This is a genomic window from Achromobacter sp. F4_2707 (genome assembly GCF_047501535.1).
In the GTDB taxonomy this organism is placed as follows: Bacteria; Pseudomonadota; Gammaproteobacteria; order Burkholderiales; family Burkholderiaceae_B; genus Yanghanlia.
In genome coordinates, this window is the sequence record NZ_JAZDRJ010000001.1 from 64,628 (window position 1) to 89,181 (window position 24,554).

A 24,554-nucleotide genomic window follows, 5' to 3' on the forward strand; every position below is an offset into this window, starting at 1 on the left:
TGAATCAGAAACCCCGGGCGGATCGGTCGGGGTTTCTGACATCGCGGACAGAGGACAGTGTCAGCTGGCAAGAGAATACACATGAAGAAAGATTTTGACGGTTTCTCCTTTAGCCTTGATGGTTACGTCGCTCACATAGAAATATCCAGCGGCCCATACAACTACATCAGTACACCTCAGGCCAGGCAGATGGCTGACCTGCTTTTGGAGCTCGACTCGAACGATCAGTGCAGGGTTATCGTGCTGTCGGCTAAGGGGCGTGTTTTTTGCGCAGGCTACGATTTCAACGAGCAAAGCGACGAAGTGGTGGCTTCCGGTGACCCCGGCACTTTCTATGCCGAAGCGCTGCGTTTGTTCGATTCCAAAAAGCCTATTGTGGCGGCGCTCCAGGGAGCGGCGGTCGGGGCGGGCGTGGGGCTGGCCTTGGTCGCTGATTTCCGGGTGACGTGCAAAGAGGCCCGGTTCAGTGTCAACTTCAACCGGCTGGGGTTCCATCCGGGATTCGGCCTGAGCGTCACCTTGCCTCGATTGGTAGGCGTGCAGCAGGCATCCCTGTTGTTCTATACAGGCCGCCGGATTGATGGTGAGGAAGCGCATCGCATTGGCTTGGCCGATGTTCTGGCCGACGAGGCTGACGTTCTCAAGCAGGCTTTCGCTTTGGCGGAAGAGATTGCCGTTTCTGCGCCATTGGCCGTGGAATCCACGCGCTCGACATTACGTGAAGGTCTGGCAGACGAGATCAGGAAGGTCAACCAGAGAGAGTTGGATCTTCAACGTATACAGCTGAAAACGGCAGATTTTCAGGAAGGAGTGGCAGCCATGGCCGAACGACGACTGCCTGTCTTTCAAAAACGCTAAGGACTATCCGGCCAACGATTTTTCCATTTCCTGAATATGAAAGCTTGCTATACAGTTCGAACCTTAAATGAACCTTAAATGGGGTCTGTCCCCATTTAAGGTTTTTGTAAGGTGGGGGTTTAGCGTTTGGCTGCTGCGTCTGCCTTGTCGATTTGGTGCATGACGAAGCGCTGCTGAGCGATGGAGAGGATGTTGTTCACCACCCAGTACAGCACGAGGCCGGCGGGGAAGAAGAACATCATGCCACCGAAGATGAGGGGCATCAGCATCATGATACGGGCCTGCATGGGGTCGGGCGGCGTGGGGTTCAGCTTGATCTGCAGGAACATGGTGGCCATCATGATGGCGGGCAGAATGAACCATGGGTCGCGTGCAGAGAGGTCTTGGATCCAAAGAATCCAAGGCGCACCGCGCATTTCTACGCTGCCCAGCAGCACCCAGTACAGGGCGATGAAGACCGGGATCTGCACCAGCATGGGCAAGCAGCCGCCCAGCGGGTTGATCTTTTCGGTGCGGTAAAGCTCCATCATGGCCTGGTTCATTTTCACCTTGTCGTCGCCGAACTTCTCGCGCAATGCCTGCATGCGCGGGGTGAATTTTTTCATCTTGGCCATGGAGCGATAGGACGCAGCCGATAGCGGGTAGAAGGCCAGTTTGATCAGCACGGTAAGCGCGACAATGGTCCAGCCCCAGTTGCCCAGCAGCGTGTGCAGCCAGGTCATCAGCTTGAATACCGGCTTGGCGATGATGGTCAGCCAGCCGTAGTCCACCACCAGTTCCAGGCCGGGCGCCAGGTCGCTCATGGCGTCTTGGTCTTGCGGGCCTACCCACAGGTTGGCATCGACCGCAACGGCCTCGCCCGGAGCGATGTTGCCTGCGGATACCAGGGTGCGAATGGCGTAAAGGTTGTCGCCAATGCGCAGGGCTTCGTTGTGGCGCTGCAAGCCTTGCTCGGGAACCCATGCAGAGGCGAAATAATGCTGCACCATGCCTATCCAGCCGTTATTGGCGTCGCGGGTGTAGTTGTGGCGGCCTTTATCCAGATCCGAGAAATCAATCTTCTGGTATTTGTCTTCAGCGGAATACAGGGCAGGGCCGGTAAACGTGCTGTAGAAAGACGAACCGCCGGGCTCGTTGCCGTCGCGTTCGAGCTGCAGGTAGATCGACGGCTGAATGGCGGAGTCGCTCAGGTTGTGAATCTCGTGGCGGACCTGGATGTCGTAGCTGGCGGGAGCGAGGATGAAGGTCTTGACCACGCGAACGTCGTCTGATGTCGCTTCGAAGCTGACTTCGGTGCGGCCTTCTCGCTGTTGCTGGCCAATGTAGTGGAACGGCGTCAGGTGAGTGGGGTAGCTTTGCCCCTGCGGTGCGCCCACCACGCCTGTCTGGGCAACGTAGGTGTAGCCCGCACGGCGGTCAAGCAGCGTGAAAGGCTCGTCGCTCTTGCTGGAAACCTTGTAAAAGGGCAGCACGGCGCGCACCAGTTGAGCGCCTTGCGTATCGAAAGTCAGGCGCAAGACATCGGTGCTGATTTCGACTTGTTCAGCCTGTACAGGCGCGGGCGCCTGTTCGCCGGGAACAGCGGATGCTGCAGCAGTCGGCGAAACGGCAGCGGCAGCGTTGGGCACACTGACATCGTTTTGCTGTGTCTGCGCAGCCTGTACGGCGGGGTCCACAGTTTCCGAGGTCAGGCTCGGGCCGAACATAGAAGGCTTGCCGTTATAAGTCTGCCAGTTGTTCCACAACAGCAGCAGCGAGAAAGAGAGAATCATCCAGAGGATGGTACGTCGGATATCCATAGCGCCTTTACAAGTCGAATCTGGGCAAAACTGTGAAAGTGTAGCGGAGCTTGCCTGGGAATGTGGGGGTGCGTGACGTAATCATTTCGATTCAGGGCGGTTGACACCCCGTGGAGGCGGTACCGGGTCGTGCCCGCCCTTGCACCAGGGATGGCAGCGCAGAATGCGCCGCGAAGCCAGCCAACTGCCTCGTAATGCGCCATGCGTTTCCAGCGCTTCAATTGCATAGACCGAACATGTCGGCATAAAGCGGCAGCGGGGCCCCAGCCAGGGGCTGACGAAATAACGGTAAAAGCGAATGGGAGCAATCAGCAACCAACGCATTACCGGCGGCTCCTGTCGAGCAAGGCATCCACCTCGCTGCGTACCTGAGATTTTAGTTCGCTCAGCGAACATGGGGTGATGCGAGTATGCAGCCTGAACACCAAATCGCGTGGTGGAAGCTCATGGCGTTTTTGCCGGAATGCTTCGCGGATAATACGTTTTATGGTGTTACGGGAAACGGCTAGTGGCGCCATGCGTTTGGCGATCACCATGCCTAAACGGGCTTCTTGACCTGACCCTGGCTGAGTTTGCCTAGGGGTAGAAACCACAAACAACGCCCCCCTGGCTAGCCGCCTGCCTTTAAGGGCGGCGGCAAACTCGGAAGGGCGGTGCAGGCGGGCCGTAGGCGGAAACGAGGCACGCATGGGCACGGAAACGCCAGCACACGGCCGGCGTATCAGGCCGTTCAGACGGCCAAGCGCTTGCGGCCCTTGGCGCGGCGCGCGTTGATAACGGCGCGGCCGCCACGAGTCTTCATGCGAACGCGAAAGCCGTGGGTGCGCTTGCGACGGGTGACGGAGGGTTGAAAAGTGCGTTTCATGACGGATCCGAAAAAAGAAAAGAGCAGAGAATTCTTGAAAAGCCCACCATTTCATCAAATTTTTGTCGATTAGTCAAACACTTGAGCCGGCTTTTTACGAGTCCGGTAAACTGGCCTGTGGATAACTACCCCATCGACAGGGTAGAATCGAGGTTTACCGAAGTGGCCGACAATGAATGAATTCTGGCAGACCTGTGTCCAGAAACTGGAACAGGAACTCCCTCCCCAACAAATCAGTGCGTGGATACGACCTTTAGTGCCTCTGGCTTTCGATGAAACCCAGGGCGTGCTTCGCGTGTCCGCTCCAAACCGTTTTAAATTGGACTGGGTGCGCAAGAACTTCTCTCATCAGATCGAATCGCTGGCTAGCGATTGGTTTTCACGCCCTGTTCAAGTCACATTTGAATTGCCGGGTAACGGTACCCGTGCTGCGCCTCGCCCAGCGGGAACGGCAGCGGCTGCAACCCCCGCAGCGCAGCCCTCGGCAGGCATTACGATGCCCCCCCCGCCTGCAGCGGCGCCCCCCGTTACTACGCCTCCCGGCGCCGCAGCGGCCTCGGCAGCCGCCGAAGCCCTGCACGACCGCTCGCGCCTGAATGCCGAACTCACCTTCGACAATTTCGTTACCGGTAAGGCGAACCAACTGGCGCGCGCCGCCGCTTTGCAGGTGGCTGAAAACCCCGGGGTTTCGTATAACCCGCTGTTTCTGTATGGCGGCGTGGGCCTGGGGAAAACTCACCTTATTCACGCCATCGGTAATTCGTTGCTTGCCACAGGCAAGGGCGCGCGTGTGCGGTATGTACACGCCGACCAGTACGTGTCCGACGTCGTCAAGGCGTATCAGCGCAAGGCGTTTGATGAGTTCAAGCGTTATTACCATTCCCTGGACTTGCTGCTGATCGACGACATCCAGTTCTTTGCCGGCAAGAACCGTACACAGGAAGAGTTCTTCTATGCTTTCGAGGCCATGGTGGCTCAGCGCAAGCAAATCATCATCACCTCTGACACTTACCCGAAGGAACTGGCCAATATCGACAGCCGGCTGATTTCCCGCTTTGATTCCGGGCTGACCGTGGCGATTGAGCCGCCCGAGCTGGAAATGCGGGTGGCCATTCTGTTGCGCAAGTCCGAGAACGAAGGCATTGCCATGCCCGAGGAAGTCGCCTTCTTCATCGCCAAGCACTTGCGTAGCAACGTGCGCGAGCTTGAAGGCGCCCTGCGCAAAGTGTCGGCCTATGCCCGCTTCCACGGCAAGGAAGTGCTGTCGGTGGATGTCTGCAAGGAAGCGCTTAAGGATTTGCTGTCCGTATCGAACGGCCAGATTACCGTTGAAAATATTCAGAAGACGGTGGCCGACTACTACAAGATCAAGGTTGCCGACATGTATTCGCGGCGCCGCCCGGCCAATATTGCGCTGCCGCGGCAGATCGCCATGTATCTGGCCAAGGAACTCACCCAGAAAAGCCTGCCGGAGATCGGTGATCTCTTTGGCGGGCGCGACCACACCACCGTCCTGCACGCTGTGCGTAAAATCTCCGAAGCCCGGCTGAAACAGACGGAACTCAACCATGCCTTACACGTACTAGAACAAACCCTAAAAGGATAACCATGCAACTCGTACAAGCGACTCGTGACGCCTTGCTCAAGCCATTAATGACCGTGGCCGGGATTGTAGAACGCCGAAACACGCTACCGATACTTGCGAACATCCTGATGCGCAAGGAAGGGCAGGGCGTGGCGTTTATTGCCACTGATCTTGAAGTACAGATCACGACGCATGCGGAATTCGGCGTAGGGGCGGATGCCGCTGCCACCACCGTCGCTGCGCGCAAGCTGCTGGATATCCTCAGGGCGCTGCCCGATACCGGCGAAGTCAAACTGGCCCTGCAAGGCGGTCGTATGTCGGTGCAATCCGGCAAAAGCCGCTTCGCCCTGCAAACGCTAGACGCCGCAGAATACCCGGCGCTGGCCGTGCCGGAGCAATGGGACGTTTCCTTTTCCCTGACGCAAAAAGCGCTCAAACACCTGTTCAACCAGGTGCACTTCGCCATGGCGCAGCAGGACATTCGCTACTACCTGAACGGCCTGTTGTTTGTGTTTGAGCCCGGCATGGTGCGCGCCGTGGCAACCGATGGCCACCGCCTGGCGCATAGCGCGACTGCAGTCGAAGGCATTGAATCTCGCCACGATGTCATCGTGCCGCGTAAAACCGTGCTGGAAATGCAGCGGTTGCTGGCCGACACCGAAGACCTGGTTCAGATTGATGTCTCGTCTACACAGATTCGCTTCCGCTTTGGCGAAGTTGAACTGATTTCCAAGCTGGTGGAAGGCAAGTTCCCGGACTACACCCGCGTGATCCCCACCAATTACACCCGCCACTTCCTTGTGAATCGCGAGGCCCTGCAAGGCAGCTTGCAGCGTGCCGCTATTCTCACAACTGATAAGCTGAAAGGCGTGCGCATCCAACTGTCTGAAAACCAGTTGCGCATTTCCTCTTCGAACGCTGAACAGGAAGAAGCCGTTGAAGAAATCGATATCGATTACGAGCACGAGCCGTTGGATGTCGGTTTCAACGTCAGCTATCTACTGGATGTGCTGGCCAACGTGAAGACGGAATCGCTGCGCTGGTCGGTGCAGCCCGATGTCAATGCTTCCGCCCTGCTCACCACGCCTGACGACGACGAATTCAAGTATGTCGTCATGCCGATGCGTATCTGAGCAAGAATCCCAGTGCAAGCTTCGCCGCACCCGGCGAAGCTTATTCACCCCGGAAAACTATGTCTGATCAAAATCAAAACCCCGTTGTGCCGGAATACGGCGCTGAATCCATCAAGATGCTCAAAGGCCTGGAGGCTGTGCGCAAGCGCCCGGGCATGTATATCGGCGACACATCGGATGGCACCGGCCTGCATCACATGGTTTTCGAGGTGGTGGATAACGCCATCGACGAAGCGCTGGCCGGGTATTGCGACGACATCGTCGTGACCATTCACGCCGACAACAGTATCTCTGTTAGCGATAACGGCCGTGGCATCCCCACGGATATCCACAAGGATGACGAATTCCAGCGCAGTGCCGCAGAAATCGTTATGACCGAGCTGCACGCCGGCGGTAAGTTTGACCACAACTCCTACAAGGTGTCTGGCGGCTTGCACGGCGTGGGCGTTTCTTGCGTGAACGCGCTGTCACAATGGCTGCGCCTGAGTATTAGGCGCAATGGCAAGCTGCATGAAATGGAGTTTCGCCAAGGTGAGCGTGTTGCGCCTCTGGCGGTGACGGGCGATACCGACGAAACCGGCACCACGGTGCACTTTCTGGCCGACCCGGAAATTTTCGAGAACATCGACTTCCACTACGAGATTCTGGCCAAGCGCCTGCGCGAGCTTTCGTTCCTGAACAATGGCGTGAAAGTGCGCCTGGTGGACGAACGCCAGGGCAAAGAAGAAGACTTCGCCTTCATGGGCGGGGTGCAAGGGTTTGTGCAGTACATCAACCGTTCCAAGACGGTGCTGCATAACAATATTTTTGCGGTGTCGACGTCTTCCACCGTGGGCGACGCCACCATTGGCGTGGATGTCGCCATGCAGTGGAACGACGGCTATTCAGAAACCGTGCTGTGCTTCACCAATAACATTCCGCAGCGCGACGGCGGTACCCACCTGACCGGCCTGCGCGCCGCCATGACGCGGGTGCTGAACAAGTACATTGCCGATAACGAACTGGCAAAGCGCGCCAAAGTCGAGACGGCTGGCGATGACATGCGCGAAGGCCTGGTGTGCGTGCTTTCGGTGAAAGTACCCGAGCCCAAGTTCAGCAGTCAAACCAAAGACAAGCTCGTCTCCAGCGAAGTGCGGCCCGCCGTGGAAGAAGCCGTGGCCCGTACCCTGGAAACCTGGCTGCTTGAAAACCCCAACGACGCCAAGGCGCTGTGCAACAAGATTATTGAAGCCGCTCGCGCTCGCGACGCGGCCCGTCGCGCCCGCGAAATGACACGCCGTAAAAGCGTGTTGGAAGGCGCCGGCCTGCCCGGCAAACTGGCGGACTGCCAGGAAAAAGACCCGGCACTGTCTGAGCTTTACATCGTGGAAGGGGACTCTGCGGGTGGCTCCGCCAAGCAGGGCCGCGACCGCAAGTTCCAAGCGATTTTGCCGCTGCGCGGTAAGGTGCTGAACGTTGAAAAAGCCCGCTTCGACCGCCTGATTGCCAGCGAGCAGATCACCACGCTGATTACTGCCCTGGGCACCAGCATCGGGCCCGATTTCAATATCGACAAGCTGCGCTACCACCGCATCATCATCATGACTGACGCGGACGTCGACGGCGCGCACATTCGCACTCTGCTGTTGACTCTGTTCTACCGCCAGATGCCCGAACTCATCGAGCGCGGCTATGTGTATATCGCGCAGCCGCCGCTGTTTAAGGTGAAGGTGGGCCGTGAAGAACGCTACCTGAAGGACGATGCCGAGGAAGCGCAATTCATGTTGCAGCTGGCCCTGAAAGACGCGGCGGTTGTTCCTTCCGAAGGCGCAGCGCCCCTGGAAGGCGACACACTGGCCGACCTCGCCCGCCAATACGTGCTGGCCGACAACATCATCGCCCGCTTGTCGCGCTACCTGGATGAAGACTCACTCTCGGCCATTGCCGAGGGCGTGACCTTTAACCTCGACACTGCTGAAACCGCCGAAGCCTCGGCCAAGGCGCTGGAAGACGTACTGCGCGACCCCGCCGATCCCAATGCCGTGAAAGTCGTGGCTGAAGCCAACGAAGCCGGTGATTCGTGGCGCCTGGTGGTGCAACGCCTGCACCACGGCAACATCCGAGTCAGCATCTTCGACCGCGCCTTCGTGCGCGGCGCCGACTACGGTGTGCTGGCCAAGGCCGGCGCCACATTCAGCGGCCTGATGGGCGAAGGTGCCAAAGTCATGCGTGGCGAAGGTGACCGACGCAAGGAAAAATACGTGGATGACTTCCGCGAAGCCATGCAGTGGCTGCATTCCGAAGCCGAGCGCGGCGTCAGCAAGCAGCGCTACAAGGGCCTGGGCGAAATGAACCCCGACCAGCTCTGGGAAACCACCATGGACCCAACCGTGCGCCGCCTGCTGCGCGTGCAGATCGAAGACGCCATTTCCGCCGATGAAATCTTCACAACGCTGATGGGCGACAACGTCGAACCCCGTCGAGCGTTTATTGAAGAACATGCCTTGCAGGCGGGGAATATTGACGTTTGAGGGTGTCGGTTCTCAGACAAAACGGGCTCCAGCAGCAATGCCGGAGCCCTTTTTGTTTGTGTGGGTAGTGAGTGAGCCGTGTTGCCTTCTTTGGGCGGTTCTTTGGTGAAATAGTGGTGGGCTGCCGCAGACAAACTGCGTGCCAATATGGACGCCGCAGAATACAAACACCTTGTAATCGGCCTCATCTTTCTCAAGTACATTTCCGATACCTTTGCCGGGCAGCAGTCTGCTGCCTAGATGTTCCGGCAATCAGATATAGCCTTGCAGGCGCCGGGCCTCAGCCCCCACAATATGCATAAACTTCCCCGTTTTTTATACATATCCACGCTATCATGTATAAAAAATCGTGTTTTCTATGCATGTAGAGGCTAACGTGGCGTCTATTCCACCTCTTGAGCAGTTGGATCCGGCCCGTTTTGATACCCCTGCTATCCTGAAAAAGTTGGCCAGCAGCAGCCGGCAACTGGCCGAACTTAAAGGCCTGGGGTAATCCCCCGCAAAAGCGGTGCATTCAGAAGTGGAATTTTCTCATTGAAGAATTCTGCAAGACGCAAAGGCAATACTTTAGTGGGCGAAACTATGTTTTCCGGTTTGAGCGCTTTTCCACTAACCCCTTTGAATGAGGCCGCTATCAATGAGGCCTCGTTCATTCGGCTGATTGAGCGCCTGGCTAATGCTGGCGTTGACTCCATCGGCGTTTTGGGTTCGACCGGCAGCTACGCGTATCTCAAACGGCACGAACGCCTTCGTATCGCACAACTTGCTGTCCAGCACGCGGGTGAGGTCCCGGTGATCGTCGGTATAGGCGCTTTGCGGACACGTGATGTCCTGGAACTGGCGCAAGATGCGCAGAAAGCCGGCGCCCGCGGTGTATTGCTGGCCCCCGTGTCCTATCAGCAGCTGTCCGACGGCGAGGTTTTTGACCTCTTTGACACCGTGACCCGTTCCTTGTCCGTGCCGCTATGTGTGTACGACAACCCCGATACGACGAATTTCGAGTTTAGTGACGAACTACATGGCCGGATAGCACAGCTTCCCAATGTTGCTTCGATCAAGATTCCAGGTGTTCCGGCCGCTCCTGATGCGGCGCGTGCGCGTGTCGACCGGCTGCGCGCACTGATTCCCCAGCATGTGACGATCGGTGTCAGTGGTGATGCCTTCGGTGCTATGGGTTTGAACTCGGGATGCGAAGCCTGGTACTCGGTAATTGCCGGCCTGTTCCCGCAGATCGCCTTGGCAATCACCCGGGAAGCGCAGGCAGGGAATTCGCAGGAAGCGATGCGCCTCTCCAAGCGGCTCGCGCCGCTGTGGGCACTGTTCCTTCAATATGGCAGTCTACGTGTCACCGCCACGGCAGCGGAGCTTCGCGGATTGGTCCCCAGTCCCTGCCTGCCTCTGCCAGTTAAGTCGCTGCAAGGGGAAGTGCGACAGCGCCTCGGTGCCATTCTCGATGAACTGGAGGTGGCTTAAATTTGCCCTGCCCACGCATTCAAACAGCCGAGTCTCACCAGCCGATTCGAATTGTCGGCAAGCGTTCGAGTGCGGTGCTTATCTCCGAGGCAGATTGGGATGCCATCCAGGAAACTCTGTATCTGGTTTCCATACCGGGCATGCGCGACTCCATCAAGAAAGGCATGGCGGAACCCCTGGAAAGTAGTGCCAAGGAGCTTGATTGGTGACTTGGCAGGTCGTCTACGCAAAGGCAGCGCTCAAGGATGCGAAAAAGGTTGCTGCGGCTGGCTTCAAGGGCAAAGTGCAAGCACTGATTGGAATACTGGAGGCTGACCCGTTGCAGAACCCGCCGCCTTACGAAAAACTGGTCGGTGATCTCTCTGGCGCCTATTCCCGCAGAATCAATATCCAGCGTCGATTGGTGTATGAGGTGTTCGTTCAGGAACGTACCGTCCGTGTTTTGAGAATGTGGACGCATTACGAGTAGTCACTCTGACAGTCGGGGCGACTGGTTGCTTCGGGTCGTTATTTTCTTGAAAAACCCTTGAGCACCAATGGGTTGATTTTCGCTAGTTGTGACAACCGGCAGAGTGTATCGAGCTTCATTCTCTATTTCTAAATACTTTGACAGTAATGCGAATTCGCATTACCTTGTTTGTGAACTACGCAATGGAGAAAATGTCATGAGCACTTTGACCGTTACCTCGCGGGGGCAGGTGACTTTTCGGCGTGAGGTCCTGCAACATCTGGGTATCAAACCGGGCGAGAAGATTGAGCTCAACCTTTTGCCGGATGGCCGCGCCGAGTTGCGGGCCGCGCAGCCCAAAGGTTCGTTTCGGGAATTGCAAGGCTTTCTAAGGGGCAGAACGAACGGTGCGCGCTTGAGCATTGAGGAAATCAACGAGGCCATTGCCGAAGCGGGAGCGGCTTCGGGCATGGGTGAAGAATGAAGGTCACTGCGGATACCAACGTTTTACTGCGCACCCTGGTGGCGGATGACGAAGCCCAGACGGCAAAGGCTGTCGAGTTGCTAGGGTCGGCAGACATGGTGGCGGTGAGTCTGCAAACGCTGTGCGAATGCGTGGGGGTGCTGCGCAGCCGATATGGTGTGAAGCGCGCGGATATCGCTGCTGCGATCCGGGCCTTGTTGAATACAAATAATATCGTCGTGAACCGCCCGGCGGCGGAGGCGGGTCTTGCCCTGCTTGAAGCTGGCGGCGATTTTGCCGATGGCATCATAGCCTTTGAAGGCGCTTGGTTTGGAGCGGAAGTCTTCGTGTCGTTCGACAAACAGGCGGTTTCCCTGCTGACTCAACAAGGTCAGTCGGCACGCTTGTTGTAGCCGTTCATCTTTCTTGCGTAGTCAGTTAGCGAGGCGTATCGCCTTCTTTAGGCCGTTCTTTCGTGAAATAGTGGTGGGCAGAGCCGGCGGCCAGGCCAAGGAACAGAACGAGCAGGATACTAACGGCAATTACAGCTGTACTGGTCATCACGTGTCCTCGGTAGAAGCAGAGAATTTCCGTGCGGGGAAAGGCACTTTTCAGCTTAGCATGCGGCTCGCTATGGCAGCTTATGCTGACTGTTCCCGAGCGCTATCGCAAAAACTTCTTCCGTATCGACCCGATATGCGCTTTCATTTGTTCGGCGGTCGCCTGTTTGTCCTTTCGCTTCATCGTTTCCAGCAGGGTGGCCAACTGCTCCATATTTGAAGGTTCGCTGCTATCGGGTGCAGGTGTAAACCATAAGCGCATGGATCGATCGAGCAGTTGCCCGGCGAAGTCTGCCAGCAATTCGTTGTTGGCCGCCGCATAGACTGTCTGGTGAAAAAGGCGGTCGACTTCCATGGCCCCCAGTCGGTCGCCGGCTTCCTGCAGTCGCCATCCTCTTTCGATAAGGGCTTCCAGTCGTTCGACGACTTCGGGTGTCAGGTAATCGACGGCTTCTGCCGTCAGGTAGGGTTCGACCAATTCCCGGGCCGCGATCAGTTCCAGAAAACTGTCCAGCGTTTCAGCACGGACAAGGATGCCTTTGCGAGGGAGTATCTCTACAAGGCCTTCCCGGGCAAGCCGGTGTGCGGCTAAATGGATGGGATTTTTCCCCAGGCCTAGTTGCTCACTTAATTGCGCGACATTCACATGTTCGCCCGGCTTTAAATCACGCGTGAGGATCAGTCGCTTGAAGGCGATGTAGGCCTGCTCCCCCAGCGATGCAGTCGGCTCCCGCTTCGATCGGGCAGGCATGACTCGCTTGGAGGTGGTTATTTTTGAAGGGGTGGTATTCATAGATAGTGACGGGGGCTATCGGCTTGTGGCCGATAACCATTATAGGCGCGCATTGTTTTACGCCATTCCCGGGTTTGGGGCGGTATGCCTGCGCCGTGTATCTGAGGCAGCAGGCTGTGGTTGGCAACTACTCTAGTGTGATGTTGCCTTCTTTGATGACCGTTTCGTACTTCTTGCCTTCTGCCTTCATGAACTCGCCAAATTCTTCCGGGGTCGTCGGGCGGGCCTCCATCGCCTGCTGCTTCAACACCGTTTGTACTTGTTCGGACGAAAGCGCAGTGGTGAAGAGTTCGTTCAGGCGCTTAACCTTGTCTTCAGACACTTCGGCGTGCGTGAGCAAACCGAACCACGATTGTGACGAAAACTGGGGTAAGCCGGCTTCGGCGAAAGTCGGAACATTGGGCAAGGTTTCCACGCGCTTATCACCGGTCACCGCAATGGCCTTCAACTTGCCAGCCTGGACGTGAGGGGCCACAACACCGACGTCGCCAAGGGTCGCATGAACTTCACCGCTCAATACGGCCATAGTTGCCGGTGCGGAACCCTTGTAGGGGGCATGCAGCATGTCGATGCCGGAGTGCATCTTCAACAGCTCAAAACCCAGGTGGCCGGAAGAGCCTGCCCCAAAGGAAGAGAAGGCGCCGATATTCGGGTTGTCCTTTACCCATTGGGTGAACTCTTTCAAGTCCGATGCGGGCAGATCGTTATTGACGACCAGCAGGTGCGGGTTGGAGACCAATTGCGTGATGGGCTGGAAGTCTTTCTCCGTATCGTAGGGGAGGGACTTGAGTGTGTGGGGGTTAATCACAAAGCTGGCAGCCACCAGCAAGGCGGTGTGGCCGTCAGCCGGTTTGCTCAACAGGCCTTGTGCGCCGATCACGGTGCCGGCACCAGGGCGGTTTTCCACGATGACGCTTTGGCCGATTTCCTTGGAAACGACGTCGCCCAGTGCACGGGCGAGCGTGTCGGACGAACCGCCGGCGCTATACGGCACGATGAGGGTGAGGGGGCGAGACGGGAAGTCTTCTGCGGCGACTCCCGTACATGCGAATGCCAATGCCAAACTCAGTATTGCTTTCTTCATAAATAATTCCTTGGCTGCGTTACTTCAACTTAGATCACTGCTTGAATGGCGGAGCTAAAGCGGTTGGTGAGTGTGCCGATGCCTTCCACTTGGCATTCCACAATGTCACCGTCCTGCAAGAATCGTGGTGGTGTCCGCGCAGCGCCAATGCCATCCGGAGTGCCCGTGAGAATCACATCGCCCGGCAACAGCGTCATGCCGGCAGATAGCTCAGCGATGATGCGCGCCACGGGGAAAATCTGACGGTTGGTGTTGGCCGACTGCATGACCTCGCCATTCAAGGTGAGCTGAATATCCAGGTTCTGTGGGTCAGTGATTTCATCCGCCGTGACCAGTACCGGGCCGAGTGGGCAAGTGTGATCCAAGGATTTGCCCTTGAACCACTGGCCGCCGTGCGCGCGCTGAAGATCTCGGGCGCTAATGTCGTTGGCGATTGTGTAGCCATATACATGGCTTAACGCGTCGGCTTCGCTGATGTCGCGCCCCGCTTTACCGATCACTATGGCGAGCTCAACTTCCCAATCCAGCTTCTGCGTATAGGCTTGGTGCAGCGGGAGAACATCACCCGGGTTAGCGATGGTTGTCGGTAACTTAGTGAAGAGGGTTGGGCGTTCGGGCAGCGGCTCTTCTTGCCCCTCTCTCTTGCCCTTGCTCTCTTCATAATGCTTCAGGTAGTTCCAGCCCACGCAAAACACATTGCGCTGGGGGACGACGGGTGCGAGCAGCTTCACATTGGCAAGTGGTACGGCGTTTTGGCTGTTCGGATCAGCGATCCGTTCACCGCTCACGATGTTTGACAAGCTGTCGAGCCCGGGGATAGGCAGGATGTTTTCCTCTTCCAGAGCTCCGACGCTGACAGCGCCGTTGTATTCAAATCGAACCAGCTTCATATCAGCCTGCCGCGCCCAGACGAGCCTGACCCTGGATCTCTACCAGTATCTCGGGTTTGGCGAGTTCCTTTACGCCGACCAAGGCGCATGCGGGGAAGTCGCCGGTAAAGAATTCGCGACGCGCTTTCCATACCCCTTCGTTGTACTTTATATCCGTGACGTAGACGGTAAGCGTCACCATGTCGTCCATCTTGCCGCCCGCGGCTTCTACCAGATGCTTCATCTTGGTGAAGATGTAGTGCGCTTGTTCGTAGGGTGTTTCGCCCACAATGCTCGTGCCGTCGTTGGCGCGGGCGGTAAGCCCCGAGATGTAGAGCGTGTCGTCTACTTTCAGGCAGTTGGACCACATGCCGGGCGCCGCCTCGGCGACGTGCGGACTAGTGATGCGTTCTTTACGGCTCATGATTACCTCTTAAATTCTTCTAACCTAATAGTGAAATTTCACAGTTGGGTTGATGATATGTTGAAGTTGAGTGAATGGTCAACTTCAACATATCGATGTGTGTTCCGGATAACCCTAAAGTAGGAAGGGGAGACGCCGAATATCGCGTGCTCGTTTGATGGGTGCTGCGGTAAGCCGTGCGGTGCCGGCCTGTGATCGGCCGAATCGGTCGAATTAAGTTCGTTCTGGCAAGGCTAGAACGTTACTCCGTAACTACGGTTCGTTCGGTCTGCTTCAGCGGTTTCAACGTGATGATTTCGCCAAGATGCGCATAGTTCGGCCCCGCTAAGCGGCACACCGGACGCAATTTGGCGCTATCGATTTTGCCGTCTTGGATGGCATCGTCTCTCACATGAATGGCCACGACTTCGCCGACATAAAATTCTGCACCCGTATCGCCATATGGCGTGACAGAGTGCAGTTTGCACTCCAAGGCGACTGGCACAGAGGCCAAACGAGGTACGCTAATCAGGTTGCTATCCACAGTCCCTAGCCCTAAAAGCTCCACTTCGCTGACATCCGGCTCGTACTCCGCCGCGCTTTCATGTAGCGGTAGTAGCAGACTTTCATCGGCGATATTGACGACGAACTCCTTACGTTCGTGGATATTGCGAGCAGTGTCTTTCCGCACCCCGGCTCGACTGCCAATGTTCACCCCGATCATCGGGGGCTTGTGCGCGACGATGGTGTAGCAGCTGAAAGGCGCCGCGTTGATGACGCCGCTGTCGCCTTGGCTGGTGATCCAGGCAATAGGGCGAGGGACAACGACGCCGGTCATGAGCTTGTAGGTTTCTTCGGGGTTAAGGGAGGATGCGAGGATTCTCATTGCTTGATATCACGGTAGAGGTTTTGATGTGTGCCTATGTTTTCCGAATAGATTAGCCGAAGGATGCCTTCACGGGTATAGCACGCTAGATAGAGCTGGCCATGTGGGTTACGGCCCTTGCAAACCCACACGGCGCTACGCCTAAAATCCAACACACCACTACATTTTCACTTGGCAGCTGCAACCCATGTCCACAACCCCCGACACTGATCTTCTCTCTCTTCACATTCAACAAGGGGCGCTGACCGGTCGCCGGGACGGCGGGGTATACCGTTTCAGCGCCATACCGTTTGCGCAGGCTCCGGTGGGCGACTTGCGTTTTAAGCCGCCCGTGCCCGCAGGGTCTTGGCAGGGAACACGGGATGCCACTCGCCCCGGCCCTATTGCGCCTCAATTGCCGTCACGGTTGGCGAATGTGATGGGCGACATCCATAACGAGCAGTCGGAAGACTGCTTGCACCTGACGGTCTGGACGCCCGCTGCTGACGCCAAGCGCCGCCCTGTTTTGGTGTGGTTGCATGGGGGCGCCTGGCAGAGTGGGGGCGGGGCTTTGGATTGGTATAACGGGGCGGCGCTGGCGGAGAAAGGCGACCTTGTCGTGGTGACGCCCAACTACCGGCTCGCTGCGTTGGGGTGGCTGCATGTGCCGGGGGAAACCGCCAACGTAGGTCTGCTCGACCAAGAAGCGGCGATTCAATGGGTGGTGGAAAACATCGAAGCGTTTGGTGGCGACCCCGAGAACATCACGTTGATGGGGCAATCTGCCGGGGCGACTTCGATTGCTTGTCTGATGGCAAGGCAAGCCCGGTACCCTCGCGTCATTGTGCAAAGCGCCTCTATGGGTCGGGGCTTTTGGTCGTCGGCGGATGCGGCATCGCTCGCAGGCTTAGTGTTGGAAGCTGCGGGTGCGAAGGATCTGGACCACGCCAGAACACTTCCTTATTCCACCTTCCTAAAGGCTCAGCAAGCGCCCCAAGTGGTTCAGGCGCTGAAGGAGAAGGGAGCGGGGCGGGCGTTATTCTCGCCCGTTGTCGATGGCGAGGTCATCGCCAGCGATGCGGCCGACATCCTGCCTGAAGTGGCTACCCAGGCCGATGTACTCATTGGCTACACGCAAGACGAGATGGCCGCCTTCCCCGGTTTTGATACGGGCCCCGCCAGCCATGCTGTTGGCGATCGTATTTTTGGCGCGCCTTCGAGGCAGTGGGCGGAGTATGCGGCCCGGGCCGGGCGCAAGGCTTACCTGTATCGGTTTGATTATGCGCCGACCGAATGCTTTGGGGCGTGTCACTGCATTGAACTGCCTTTTGTTTTTGGTACGCTGTGCGCCTTTCAGGACGCACCCATGTTGCACGCCGCCCCTGCCTCGCACATGGAGGGGTTGGTCGACACGATGCAGCGGCAGTGGATCGACTTCATCCGTGGGGGGGCGCCAGAGACATCTGTTTTCCCTCACCTGACTACTTTTAAATAACGCTCATCTATAGGAGAGCTTTCGTGCTTAAGAAATTCATGGCGGCATCGGTTCTGGCCGCCTCTCTGGCCGGGTTTGCTGTTCCCGCGTCAGCCGCCGATTATCCCTCTCAGCCTGTGCGGTTGATTGTTAGTAATAATCCCGGGGGGCCCGTCGATTTGATGGGGCGTCTGTTGGCGGAAAAACTGCACGAGCGGTGGGGGCAGGCCGTAATTGTTGAAAACCGCCCTGGGGCTTCCAGCATTATCAGCACGAACTTGCTGGCTAAATCCAAGCCCGATGGCCACACCTTGGCCTTGGTGGTCGCCTCTGCTGTGACCATTGTGCCGTTTGCTACTAAGTCATTGCCTTTCGACCCTCAGAAAGATCTCCAGCCTATTTCAATGGTGGCTCGTACCCCTTTCCTTTTCGTGGTGCGTGAAGACAGCCCCCTAAAGAGCTGGAAAGACTTTGAGCAAGCCGCCAGGCAGCAAGATTTGAGTATCGGTTCTTTCTCGATTGGCACGGCGTTTCACCTGACGTGGGAACAAGTGGCCCGCCAATTAGGGATTGAGGCGCTCTATGTGCCGACTTCTTCATCCAGCAAAACTCAAAGCGATGTGGTGAACGGGCAGCTAGACATTGCGTTAGATACGCCTTCCAGCGCCCGTGCCCTAATTGAAGGGGGCCGCCTGCGCCCCTTGGCTTTGACTGGCGCGCAGCGATTTTCCGGGTTGCCGGACACCCCAACTTTGCTTGAGGAAGGCGTGGATTATGCCGCTGAACCGTGGATTGGCTTGATGGCGCCTGCCGGAATCGACCAGACCATCGTCGACGAACTGCAGCAGGCTGTTGCGGAAATCTTGCAAACCCCCGACATGCTCGCTCAGATGACCATTCTGGGCATGGTGCCTGCCGCCAGCAGCCCCGCTGAGTTTCAGCAGGTGATTGACGCAGACCGCCAAGCGATGGAGCCGCTGATTAAAGAACTGGGTATTTCTTTGCAGCCCTAAGCAGCACCGCTACCCGCAAGACTAGAACACCCCTCTACACGGGCTCCTGCCGCAAAGCCGGAGCTCCGCCTTCCCCCTCCCTCCACCCCTGTCATCTAGATTTCACAGAACCGCAATGCCTATGTCATGCGCATGATTGATCATGCGCATATGAACTTTGAATTGCTCAATCGAAAGCACGTCGATGATCGAGCGAACACTCGGGAAGCTCGACAATCGCAAATCCTGGCGCGTCTTAATGCGCTGGGGTTTCAGTCGATCACCGATTTGTCAGATGCGTTTCGTGTCAGTGACCAGACGATTCGCCGAGACGTCAATGCACTTGCCGAGCAGGGCTTGTGCCGGCGTAGCCACGGCGGTATCTGGCCGCCTCAGGCTCTGAATAACGCTGACTATGCGGAACGCCGTCAACAGGGCCATGCAGCTAAGCAGCAGATCGCTGCCTTGGTGGCGGAGCAGGTTCCCGACGGCAGCTCGATCTTCCTGGGCATTGGCACCACATTGGAGCTATGCGCGGTCGCCCTGGTTCACAAGAAAAACCTGCGCGTGATGACGAATAACCTCAACGCGGTGGTGGCGCTTGCCCGTAATCCGGAGATCGAAATCTGTATTCCGGGTGGGCGAGTACGTAACCGCGACTTGGATATTGTGTCGGCCGAGGCCCATGGTTTTTTCGACCGCTACTCGGTGGATATCGGCATCTTTGGCGTGGGGGCGATTTCGTTCGATGGCATGTTGCTCGACTTCCATGAGGATGAAGCGCGCATGCACCGGCAGCTTGCCCGCAATTGCCGCCAGCGCTTTCTTGCCTTTGACGCTTCAAAGTTCGGACGACGGGCCACTGTCCGACACAGCCGTATCACGGATGTGGATTCTATTTTCACGGACCGCGAACTTCCTGCACACATTCTGAAAATTGTGAATGCCGCAGGCGTTCAGGTCTATACGCCTTCACCCTCCTCACCAACAGAGAGTCACTGATGTCTAACTTCTCTATTAAACGACTTGCCGCTGCTGCGGCTCTGGCCTTCACCGCCGTGGCGGGTGTCGCTACGCCGGCCCAGGCTTCGGACCGTGCAGTTTGCTACAACTGCGGCATTGAATGGGCCGACTGGGGTTCCCAGCTCAAAGCTATCAAGGAGCAGCTCAATATTCAAATGCCGCCCGACAATAAGAACTCGGGTCAGTCCATCGCTGCTTTGCTCGCCGAACAAAAGAAACCCGTCGCTGACGTGGTGTACCTGGGCGGTATCGCTTCCGGTGCTGCTAAAGAAGCAGGGGTTCTTCAGCCTTACCAACCGGAAGGCTGGGACAAGATCCCAGAAAGCCTGAAAGACCCGGAAGGGCATTGGTTCTCGATTCACTCGGGCACGCTGGGCTTCTTTGTGAACACGGCTGCGCTGGGCGATACGCCGGTTCCCAAAAGCTGGGCCGACCTGCTGAAGCCCGAATACAAAGGTATGGTGGGTTACCTGGACCCCACTTCGGCGGCGGTCGGGCAGTTGGGGGTAATGGCGGTCAACCTAGCACTGGGTGGCAGCTACGACAACCTGGATACCGCTATTCAGTATCTGAATCAGCTGCAAGACAACCAGCCCATCGTTCCTAAGCAGACCTCTTATGCCCGCGTGCTGTCGGGTGAAATTCCAATCCTGCTGGATTACGACTTCAACGCTTATCGCGCGCAGTACACCGACAAGGCGCCTGTCACCTTCGTCATTCCTGAAGAAGGCACCGTGAATATGCCTTACGTCATTGGTTTGGTGAAGGGCGCTCCCAACGAAGCCAATGGCAAGCGTGTGTTGGATTTTGTGCTGTCGCCGGACAGCCAGCGCATGTGGGGTAACGCCTTTCTGCGCCCTGTGTTCGCCGAGCATATGAGTGAAGAAGCCAAGGCCAAGTTCCTGCCTGACAGCGAGTACGAGCGTGTCATGCCCATTGACCTGCAAAAGCTGGCAGCCGCTCAAGACGACATCATTGACCGCTACCGCAAGGAAGTGAACTAAGTCGGCATCTATGCGCTCCGACGCCGGGCAAAACCGGCGTCGGAGCGACGTTACGGGTCTACACATGATTTACCTATTACTAGCGCCAGTCCTGATTTTCTTTGCGGTGTTCTTTCTCTTGCCCATGGGTAAGTTGTTCCTCTTAGGCGGCAGCGGGGAACTGGGCTGGATGGCGTACGCTGAAGTTCTGACCAACGCCCATTATTTGGAATCCATGGTGGCCACGTTGCTGGTTGCCGTTGCAACTACGGTCGCCACGCTGATAATCAGCGGTATTTCGGGGGTCTTTCTACAGCGCAACGACTTCCCGGGGCGCAGTCTCCTGACGTCTATGCTGACTCTGCCGCTGGCATTTCCAGGGGTAGTGGTTGGCTTCATGATCATTATGCTGGCGGGCCGCCAAGGTTTGGTGGGCCAGATCACAGAAGCTTTGGGTGGCGGCAAGCTGGTGTTTGCCTATTCCATGTTTGGCCTGTTTCTGGGCTATCTCTATTTTTCCATTCCGCGCACCATCGTCACGATTATGGCGGCTGCGGAAAAAATGGACCCCCGCTTGGAAGAAGCGGCGCGTTCCTTGGGCGCCAGTAATTGGCGCGTGGTCAGGGATGTCATCGTCCCTGCGTTGAAACCTGCTCTGATTTCTTCCGGCGCGATCTGTTTTGCCACGGCGGTCAGTGCCTTTGGTACGGCCTTTACTCTGGCGACCCGCATCAATGTGATGCCCATGGTGATTTACACGGAATTCACTCTGTCGGCCAACATGGCCATGGCGGCTGCGCTGAGCTTTTTCCTTGGAGCCATCACTTGGCTGGTATTGGCGATTGCGAGGTCTGCCGGCGGTGGCACAGTGGCTGCAGCGGGCTGAGGGATTTTCATGAAACCTAAAAAATTGTTTTTCTCACTACAGCTGATTTTCTCGCTGTTAGTCTGCGGCTTTCTGATTATTCCGGTGGTCATGTCCGCCCTTGCAGGCCTGACGGTGAACTATTTCGTCGGCCTGGAAAGTGGTTTGACCCTGCGCTGGATTGTCGAGGTCTGGCATGCCTACGGGGACACCATCGCCCGTTCCATTGGCATCGCTTTAGCCTGTTTGGCTTGTACGTTGGTGCTGGGTGTGCCGGCCGCTTATGTGTTGGCGCGCCGCAGCAATCGCATTACCCGCCTCTTTGAAGAACTGCTGATGCTGCCCATTGCGGTGCCGGGGCTGGCCACGGCGTTGGCGTTGGTGTCCGTCTACGGCAGTGTGGGCAACTTCCGTGGTTCGTGGACTTTCATCCTCGTTGGCCATGTGCTGTTCACCTTGCCGTTCATGGTGCGTGCCGTGCTGGCCGTGATGCTGACGCTGGACCTCAAAACGCTGGAAGAGGGGGCCGCTTCCTTGGGTGCGAGCCACTGGCAGCGGTTTGCCCATGTGGTGCTGCCTAACTGCCGCCATGGGATTGTGGCCGGTGCTTTGATGGTGCTGACCTTGTCCATTGGTGAGTTCAACCTGACTTGGCTGCTGCACACCCCGTACACCAAGACACTGCCCGTTGGGCTGGCGGATGCCTATGCCTCTATGCGGTTGGAAGTGGGTAGTGCTTACACCCTGATTTTCTTCGTGATCATTGTTCCATTGCTGGTTGCCACGCAAGCCTTGGCTAAACCCAGAACCCGAAAATTCATTGATAAAAAACCGGCCGATCAAGGTTTGGTTTTAGTTAAGTCATGACTACATCTTCCTATCAAGCCATTTCGATCGAGTTACGTCATTGTGCAAAGACGTTTCCTGACGGTACGCGCGTGCTGCAGGATATGAATTTGGAAATTTTTCCCGGCGAGACCTTGGTGCTCTTGGGCCCATCCGGTTGCGGGAAAACGACCACCTTGCGTCTGATTGCGGGCCTGGAAACGCCGGACCCAGGCGGCCAAGTGCTATTCAACGGGCAGGATGTCACCGCCTTGGACATTGCCAAGCGTAATGTGGGCATGGTGTTCCAATCCTATGCCTTGTTCCCCAATATGACTGTGGCCGAAAACGTCGGTTACGGCCTGCGGATTCAGAAGCTCCCGGCTGCACAGCAAAGAGAGCGTGTGGGCGAAATGCTGGAGATGATGCGGCTGACTAAGCTGGCGAACCGGCATATCGACCAGCTATCCGGAGGGCAACGCCAACGGGTTGCCTTGGCCAGGGCGATTGCGACCCGCCCTCGCGTGCTCCTGTTAGATGAGCCGCTGACCGCGCTGGACGCCCAGTTACGGGATTCCCTGCGTGTGGAAATCAATATGTTGCTACGCCAACTGGGAATCACCGCCGTTTACGTCACGCATGACCAGGCGGAAGCCATGGCGCTTGGCGACCGGATTGTGGTGATGTCCGAAGGGGCGATTTCCCAGATTGGTACGCCGCGCCAGATCTATCATCAGCCGAAGAACGCTTTTGTTGCCGACTTCATCGGTACGATGAACCGCGTGCGCGGCAATATTTCTGTACGCCGCTTCACCTGCCCGGCAGGCTCGCTCGCTGTACAGGCCGAAGATAAAGATCAGGCGGAGCTGATGTTCCGCCCGGAAGACGTACGCGTTTCAACCGAATTGCAAAACGAAGGCTTGCAAGGCAACGTGAGTGCGAGCTTTTATCTGGGCGACCGCACCCGGCTGCTGGTGGATATTGGCCAGGAAAAACACATTGTTGTGGAAAGTGCGGCGCGTTGCGACCTTCAGCCGGGCCAACGTGTGGTGATGCTTCTTGGCACCGAAGCGGCTTTGGTTGCCTGAGGGCAGGAGAAACTCTATGTGGATTGCGCAAATTACCGACACGCACATCAAGCAAGTCGGCAAACTCACCTACGGGTGTATCAATACGGCAAGCTATCTGGAACGCGCGGTGGCAAAGCTGAATGCACTGCGGCCGAGGCCTGATTTAGTCTTGATTACGGGCGACCTAGTGGACTTCGGCCACCCGCAGGAGTACGCACATTTGCGGCAGTTGCTGGAGCCGCTGGTGATTCCTTATTTGGTTATTCCCGGTAACCATGACGAGCGAGAAGCGCTGCGCCAAGCGTTTTCCGACCACGATTACTTGCCCGCCAGCGGCTTCCTGCACTACGCCATTGATGGGCGCTACCCCTTACGCATTGTGGGGCTGGATACGCTTGTGCCCGGAGAAAGCCGGGGGGAACTCTGTGAACAGCGTTTGCAATGGCTCGCTCAGACCTTAGCGGCTCAGCCCACGGCCCCCACCTTGGTCATGATGCATCACCCGCCGTTTATCAGCGGTATTGAGCATATGGACCGCATTGGCTTGACCGGCACCCCTGAGTTCGCAGAGATATTGCGGCAGCACCCCCAAGTGCAGGCGGTGGTGTGCGGCCACTTGCACCGCAATATCTTTACGACAGTGGGTGGCCGCCCCGTGCTGTGTAGCGTGAGCCCGGCGCACCAGGTGGCACTGGAGCTGGAGGGCGGGGAACCCGGCGGCTTCACGCTGGAGCCGCCCGGCTTTATGTTGCACCGCTGGAAGGATGGCACGCTGCTGAGCCATGCCGTTGTATTAGGGGATTTTGAAGGGCCTTACCCCTTCTACGATGCCAACGGCAAACTATTGGATGAATGAATACAAATGAAAATCGCATTATTCGACCTTGATCACACCCTGCTCGACGGGGACACCAATGTGCTGTGGATTGCGCATCTGGTGGCGCACGGCTTGGTCGATTCCGACACGATCTCGCGCCAGCAGCATTTCATGGAGTTGTACGCCCGCGAACAGCTCGATATGGCTGCGTATATGCACTTTCACATCGGCGTACTGGCTTCGCGTCGAATGAGCGAATGGCAACCGATATTGCAGGGTTTTGTGCAAACCGAGCTCCTGCCTCGGGTCGCGCCGGACGCCTTGGCAGCGCTAAGGGCCCATCAAGAAGCAGGGGACAAAGTGGCCATTGTGACGGCAACCAACTCTGTCATTGTCGGGGTGTTAGGGCAGGCACTCAAGGTGCCTGTGATTGCCTCGGAAGTGGAAGTGGCGGACGATCAGGTGACGGGGCGCACAGTGGGCTTGCCGTCATTCCGCGAACACAAAATCGCCCGCGTCGAGGCCTGGCTGGGCGTGCCCTTGCAGAGCGAAAGCATTCAAAGCTCACATTTTTATTCCGATTCGGCCAACGACATCCCACTGCTTCAAGCCGTTCATTTCCCCGTCGTCGTTAACCCCGACCCCAAACTGCAGGCTGTAGCCGAGCAACACGGCTGGCCACAGCGCAGTTGGAAAGCACAGGCGGCAGCGCGACTGAGCACGGGTGAGCATGCAACCTCACCAGTTGTGTCGGATTCCCAGTATCCCTTGGAGGTTTGACAGCCCCCGGTTGTGAT

Annotated in this window: 28 protein-coding genes and 1 pseudogene; 19 read left to right on the plus strand and 10 right to left on the minus strand. The window is 57.2% G+C overall.

The features are described 5' to 3' along the window. Positions 1 to 81 precede the first annotated feature (81 nt). Positions 82 to 858 (plus strand): enoyl-CoA hydratase/isomerase family protein, encoded by a 777-nt coding sequence (locus VRY85_RS00295; RefSeq protein WP_414596595.1) that lies wholly within the window; start codon positions 82 to 84, stop codon positions 856 to 858. Between the two features lie 119 nt (positions 859 to 977). Here the strand turns inward: VRY85_RS00295 and yidC are convergent, their stop codons facing one another. The 4 genes from yidC to rpmH all read right to left on the minus strand — a co-directional run bounded on the left by yidC (position 978) and on the right by rpmH (position 3,522). Further along, a complete protein-coding gene (gene yidC / locus VRY85_RS00300) occupies positions 978 to 2,657 on the minus strand; it encodes a membrane protein insertase YidC (protein ID WP_414596596.1) in 1,680 nt (559 codons plus the stop codon). Positions 2,658 to 2,738: 81 nt separating this feature from the next. Beyond that, complete coding sequence (gene yidD, locus VRY85_RS00305) at positions 2,739 to 2,981, minus strand: membrane protein insertion efficiency factor YidD (RefSeq protein WP_414596597.1); 243 nt, start codon at positions 2,979 to 2,981, stop codon at positions 2,739 to 2,741. Then, positions 2,981 to 3,346, minus strand: a complete 366-nt coding sequence (gene rnpA, locus VRY85_RS00310) for a ribonuclease P protein component (protein WP_414596598.1) — start codon at positions 3,344 to 3,346, stop codon at positions 2,981 to 2,983. The genes yidD and rnpA overlap by 1 nt, the downstream gene beginning before the upstream one ends. Before the next feature lie 41 nt (positions 3,347 to 3,387). Next, positions 3,388 to 3,522: a 50S ribosomal protein L34 gene (gene rpmH / locus VRY85_RS00315; protein WP_023951589.1), complete on the minus strand. Its 135-nt coding sequence runs from the start codon at positions 3,520 to 3,522 to the stop codon at positions 3,388 to 3,390. A gap of 172 nt (positions 3,523 to 3,694) precedes the next feature. Here rpmH and dnaA point away from each other — a divergent pair, with 172 nt between their 5' ends. The 9 genes and pseudogenes from dnaA to VRY85_RS00360 all read left to right on the plus strand — a co-directional run bounded on the left by dnaA (position 3,695) and on the right by VRY85_RS00360 (position 11,547). Next, positions 3,695 to 5,128, plus strand: a complete 1,434-nt coding sequence (dnaA, locus tag VRY85_RS00320) for a chromosomal replication initiator protein DnaA (protein WP_414596599.1) — start codon at positions 3,695 to 3,697, stop codon at positions 5,126 to 5,128. 2 nt (positions 5,129 to 5,130) lie between these two features. Then, entirely contained in the window at positions 5,131 to 6,240 is a 1,110-nt protein-coding gene (gene dnaN / locus VRY85_RS00325; protein WP_414596600.1) for a DNA polymerase III subunit beta, read from the plus strand. Positions 6,241 to 6,299: 59 nt separating this feature from the next. Next, positions 6,300 to 8,750: a DNA topoisomerase (ATP-hydrolyzing) subunit B gene (gyrB, locus tag VRY85_RS00330; RefSeq protein ID WP_414596601.1), complete on the plus strand. Its 2,451-nt coding sequence runs from the start codon at positions 6,300 to 6,302 to the stop codon at positions 8,748 to 8,750. Between the two features lie 117 nt (positions 8,751 to 8,867). Further along, positions 8,868 to 8,981: pseudogene (locus VRY85_RS00335) on the plus strand (type I restriction-modification system subunit M N-terminal domain-containing protein); the annotation flags it as partial. 303 nt (positions 8,982 to 9,284) lie between these two features. Continuing rightward, entirely contained in the window at positions 9,285 to 10,223 is a 939-nt protein-coding gene (locus VRY85_RS00340; RefSeq protein ID WP_414596602.1) for a dihydrodipicolinate synthase family protein, read from the plus strand. Between the two features lie 2 nt (positions 10,224 to 10,225). Then, positions 10,226 to 10,432 (plus strand): type II toxin-antitoxin system Phd/YefM family antitoxin, encoded by a 207-nt coding sequence (locus tag VRY85_RS00345; RefSeq protein WP_414596603.1) that lies wholly within the window; start codon positions 10,226 to 10,228, stop codon positions 10,430 to 10,432. Next, positions 10,429 to 10,692, plus strand: coding sequence for a Txe/YoeB family addiction module toxin (locus VRY85_RS00350; RefSeq protein ID WP_414596604.1), 264 nt, complete (start codon positions 10,429 to 10,431; stop codon positions 10,690 to 10,692). Before VRY85_RS00345 ends, VRY85_RS00350 begins: the two co-directional genes overlap by 4 nt. Before the next feature lie 196 nt (positions 10,693 to 10,888). Continuing rightward, complete coding sequence (locus tag VRY85_RS00355; RefSeq protein WP_414596605.1) at positions 10,889 to 11,155, plus strand: AbrB/MazE/SpoVT family DNA-binding domain-containing protein; 267 nt, start codon at positions 10,889 to 10,891, stop codon at positions 11,153 to 11,155. Continuing rightward, positions 11,152 to 11,547, plus strand: coding sequence for a type II toxin-antitoxin system VapC family toxin (locus tag VRY85_RS00360; protein WP_414596606.1), 396 nt, complete (start codon positions 11,152 to 11,154; stop codon positions 11,545 to 11,547). The genes VRY85_RS00355 and VRY85_RS00360 overlap by 4 nt, the downstream gene beginning before the upstream one ends. 25 nt (positions 11,548 to 11,572) lie before the next feature. Here the strand turns inward: VRY85_RS00360 and VRY85_RS00365 are convergent, their stop codons facing one another. The 6 genes from VRY85_RS00365 to VRY85_RS00390 form a co-directional block, all read right to left on the minus strand. Continuing rightward, positions 11,573 to 11,695: a hypothetical protein gene (locus VRY85_RS00365; RefSeq protein WP_414596607.1), complete on the minus strand. Its 123-nt coding sequence runs from the start codon at positions 11,693 to 11,695 to the stop codon at positions 11,573 to 11,575. Positions 11,696 to 11,797: 102 nt separating this feature from the next. Beyond that, entirely contained in the window at positions 11,798 to 12,445 is a 648-nt protein-coding gene (locus tag VRY85_RS00370) for a GntR family transcriptional regulator (RefSeq protein ID WP_414596608.1), read from the minus strand. Between the two features lie 169 nt (positions 12,446 to 12,614). Beyond that, the gene (locus tag VRY85_RS00375; protein ID WP_414596609.1) at positions 12,615 to 13,571 is read right to left on the minus strand and encodes a Bug family tripartite tricarboxylate transporter substrate binding protein; all 957 of its coding nucleotides are present in this window, start codon (positions 13,569 to 13,571) and stop codon (positions 12,615 to 12,617) included. 29 nt (positions 13,572 to 13,600) lie between these two features. Then, the gene (locus VRY85_RS00380; protein ID WP_414596610.1) at positions 13,601 to 14,461 is read right to left on the minus strand and encodes a fumarylacetoacetate hydrolase family protein; all 861 of its coding nucleotides are present in this window, start codon (positions 14,459 to 14,461) and stop codon (positions 13,601 to 13,603) included. Position 14,462: 1 nt separating this feature from the next. After that, complete coding sequence (locus tag VRY85_RS00385) at positions 14,463 to 14,864, minus strand: RidA family protein (protein WP_414596611.1); 402 nt, start codon at positions 14,862 to 14,864, stop codon at positions 14,463 to 14,465. 241 nt (positions 14,865 to 15,105) lie between these two features. Further along, positions 15,106 to 15,729 carry a flavin reductase family protein gene (locus VRY85_RS00390; protein ID WP_414596612.1) on the minus strand — a complete coding sequence of 208 codons (624 nt, stop codon included), beginning with the start codon at positions 15,727 to 15,729 and terminating at the stop codon, positions 15,106 to 15,108. A 187-nt stretch (positions 15,730 to 15,916) separates the two neighbouring features. Here VRY85_RS00390 and VRY85_RS00395 point away from each other — a divergent pair, with 187 nt between their 5' ends. The 9 genes from VRY85_RS00395 (at position 15,917) to VRY85_RS00435 (ending at position 24,537) form a co-directional block, all read left to right on the plus strand. Continuing rightward, the gene (locus tag VRY85_RS00395) at positions 15,917 to 17,203 is read left to right on the plus strand and encodes a carboxylesterase/lipase family protein (protein ID WP_414596613.1); all 1,287 of its coding nucleotides are present in this window, start codon (positions 15,917 to 15,919) and stop codon (positions 17,201 to 17,203) included. A 23-nt stretch (positions 17,204 to 17,226) separates the two neighbouring features. Next, entirely contained in the window at positions 17,227 to 18,195 is a 969-nt protein-coding gene (locus tag VRY85_RS00400; RefSeq protein ID WP_414596614.1) for a Bug family tripartite tricarboxylate transporter substrate binding protein, read from the plus strand. 126 nt (positions 18,196 to 18,321) lie between these two features. Then, positions 18,322 to 19,176, plus strand: coding sequence for a DeoR/GlpR family DNA-binding transcription regulator (locus VRY85_RS00405; protein ID WP_414596615.1), 855 nt, complete (start codon positions 18,322 to 18,324; stop codon positions 19,174 to 19,176). Continuing rightward, positions 19,176 to 20,201 (plus strand): extracellular solute-binding protein, encoded by a 1,026-nt coding sequence (locus VRY85_RS00410; protein ID WP_414596616.1) that lies wholly within the window; start codon positions 19,176 to 19,178, stop codon positions 20,199 to 20,201. The genes VRY85_RS00405 and VRY85_RS00410 overlap by 1 nt, the downstream gene beginning before the upstream one ends. Before the next feature lie 64 nt (positions 20,202 to 20,265). After that, positions 20,266 to 21,066 (plus strand): ABC transporter permease, encoded by an 801-nt coding sequence (locus VRY85_RS00415; protein WP_414596617.1) that lies wholly within the window; start codon positions 20,266 to 20,268, stop codon positions 21,064 to 21,066. 9 nt (positions 21,067 to 21,075) lie between these two features. Continuing rightward, positions 21,076 to 21,912, plus strand: a complete 837-nt coding sequence (locus VRY85_RS00420) for an ABC transporter permease (RefSeq protein WP_414596618.1) — start codon at positions 21,076 to 21,078, stop codon at positions 21,910 to 21,912. Further along, positions 21,909 to 22,958 (plus strand): ABC transporter ATP-binding protein, encoded by a 1,050-nt coding sequence (locus VRY85_RS00425; protein WP_414596619.1) that lies wholly within the window; start codon positions 21,909 to 21,911, stop codon positions 22,956 to 22,958. Before VRY85_RS00420 ends, VRY85_RS00425 begins: the two co-directional genes overlap by 4 nt. 16 nt (positions 22,959 to 22,974) lie before the next feature. Continuing rightward, positions 22,975 to 23,796, plus strand: coding sequence for a phosphodiesterase (locus VRY85_RS00430; protein WP_414596620.1), 822 nt, complete (start codon positions 22,975 to 22,977; stop codon positions 23,794 to 23,796). A gap of 6 nt (positions 23,797 to 23,802) precedes the next feature. Then, the gene (locus tag VRY85_RS00435; RefSeq protein ID WP_414596621.1) at positions 23,803 to 24,537 is read left to right on the plus strand and encodes an HAD family hydrolase; all 735 of its coding nucleotides are present in this window, start codon (positions 23,803 to 23,805) and stop codon (positions 24,535 to 24,537) included. The last annotated feature ends 17 nt before the right edge of the window (positions 24,538 to 24,554 follow it).

Coding starts and splice junctions, on each gene's coding strand:
- VRY85_RS00295 (WP_414596595.1), top strand. CDS start 82: ATGAAGAAAGATTTTGACGGTTTCTCCTTTAGCCTTGATGGTTACGTC.
- yidC (WP_414596596.1), bottom strand. CDS start 2,657: ATGGATATCCGACGTACCATCCTCTGGATGATTCTCTCTTTCTCGCTG.
- yidD (WP_414596597.1), bottom strand. CDS start 2,981: ATGCGTTGGTTGCTGATTGCTCCCATTCGCTTTTACCGTTATTTCGTC.
- rnpA (WP_414596598.1), bottom strand. CDS start 3,346: ATGCGTGCCTCGTTTCCGCCTACGGCCCGCCTGCACCGCCCTTCCGAG.
- rpmH (WP_023951589.1), bottom strand. CDS start 3,522: ATGAAACGCACTTTTCAACCCTCCGTCACCCGTCGCAAGCGCACCCAC.
- dnaA (WP_414596599.1), top strand. CDS start 3,695: ATGAATGAATTCTGGCAGACCTGTGTCCAGAAACTGGAACAGGAACTC.
- dnaN (WP_414596600.1), top strand. CDS start 5,131: ATGCAACTCGTACAAGCGACTCGTGACGCCTTGCTCAAGCCATTAATG.
- gyrB (WP_414596601.1), top strand. CDS start 6,300: ATGTCTGATCAAAATCAAAACCCCGTTGTGCCGGAATACGGCGCTGAA.
- VRY85_RS00355 (WP_414596605.1), top strand. CDS start 10,889: ATGAGCACTTTGACCGTTACCTCGCGGGGGCAGGTGACTTTTCGGCGT.
- VRY85_RS00360 (WP_414596606.1), top strand. CDS start 11,152: ATGAAGGTCACTGCGGATACCAACGTTTTACTGCGCACCCTGGTGGCG.
- VRY85_RS00365 (WP_414596607.1), bottom strand. CDS start 11,695: ATGACCAGTACAGCTGTAATTGCCGTTAGTATCCTGCTCGTTCTGTTC.
- VRY85_RS00370 (WP_414596608.1), bottom strand. CDS start 12,445: ATGCCTGCCCGATCGAAGCGGGAGCCGACTGCATCGCTGGGGGAGCAG.
- VRY85_RS00375 (WP_414596609.1), bottom strand. CDS start 13,571: ATGAAGAAAGCAATACTGAGTTTGGCATTGGCATTCGCATGTACGGGA.
- VRY85_RS00380 (WP_414596610.1), bottom strand. CDS start 14,461: ATGAAGCTGGTTCGATTTGAATACAACGGCGCTGTCAGCGTCGGAGCT.
- VRY85_RS00385 (WP_414596611.1), bottom strand. CDS start 14,864: ATGAGCCGTAAAGAACGCATCACTAGTCCGCACGTCGCCGAGGCGGCG.
- VRY85_RS00390 (WP_414596612.1), bottom strand. CDS start 15,729: ATGAGAATCCTCGCATCCTCCCTTAACCCCGAAGAAACCTACAAGCTC.
- VRY85_RS00395 (WP_414596613.1), top strand. CDS start 15,917: ATGTCCACAACCCCCGACACTGATCTTCTCTCTCTTCACATTCAACAA.
- VRY85_RS00405 (WP_414596615.1), top strand. CDS start 18,322: ATGCGCATGATTGATCATGCGCATATGAACTTTGAATTGCTCAATCGA.
- VRY85_RS00410 (WP_414596616.1), top strand. CDS start 19,176: ATGTCTAACTTCTCTATTAAACGACTTGCCGCTGCTGCGGCTCTGGCC.
- VRY85_RS00415 (WP_414596617.1), top strand. CDS start 20,266: ATGATTTACCTATTACTAGCGCCAGTCCTGATTTTCTTTGCGGTGTTC.
- VRY85_RS00420 (WP_414596618.1), top strand. CDS start 21,076: ATGAAACCTAAAAAATTGTTTTTCTCACTACAGCTGATTTTCTCGCTG.
- VRY85_RS00425 (WP_414596619.1), top strand. CDS start 21,909: ATGACTACATCTTCCTATCAAGCCATTTCGATCGAGTTACGTCATTGT.
- VRY85_RS00430 (WP_414596620.1), top strand. CDS start 22,975: ATGTGGATTGCGCAAATTACCGACACGCACATCAAGCAAGTCGGCAAA.
- VRY85_RS00435 (WP_414596621.1), top strand. CDS start 23,803: ATGAAAATCGCATTATTCGACCTTGATCACACCCTGCTCGACGGGGAC.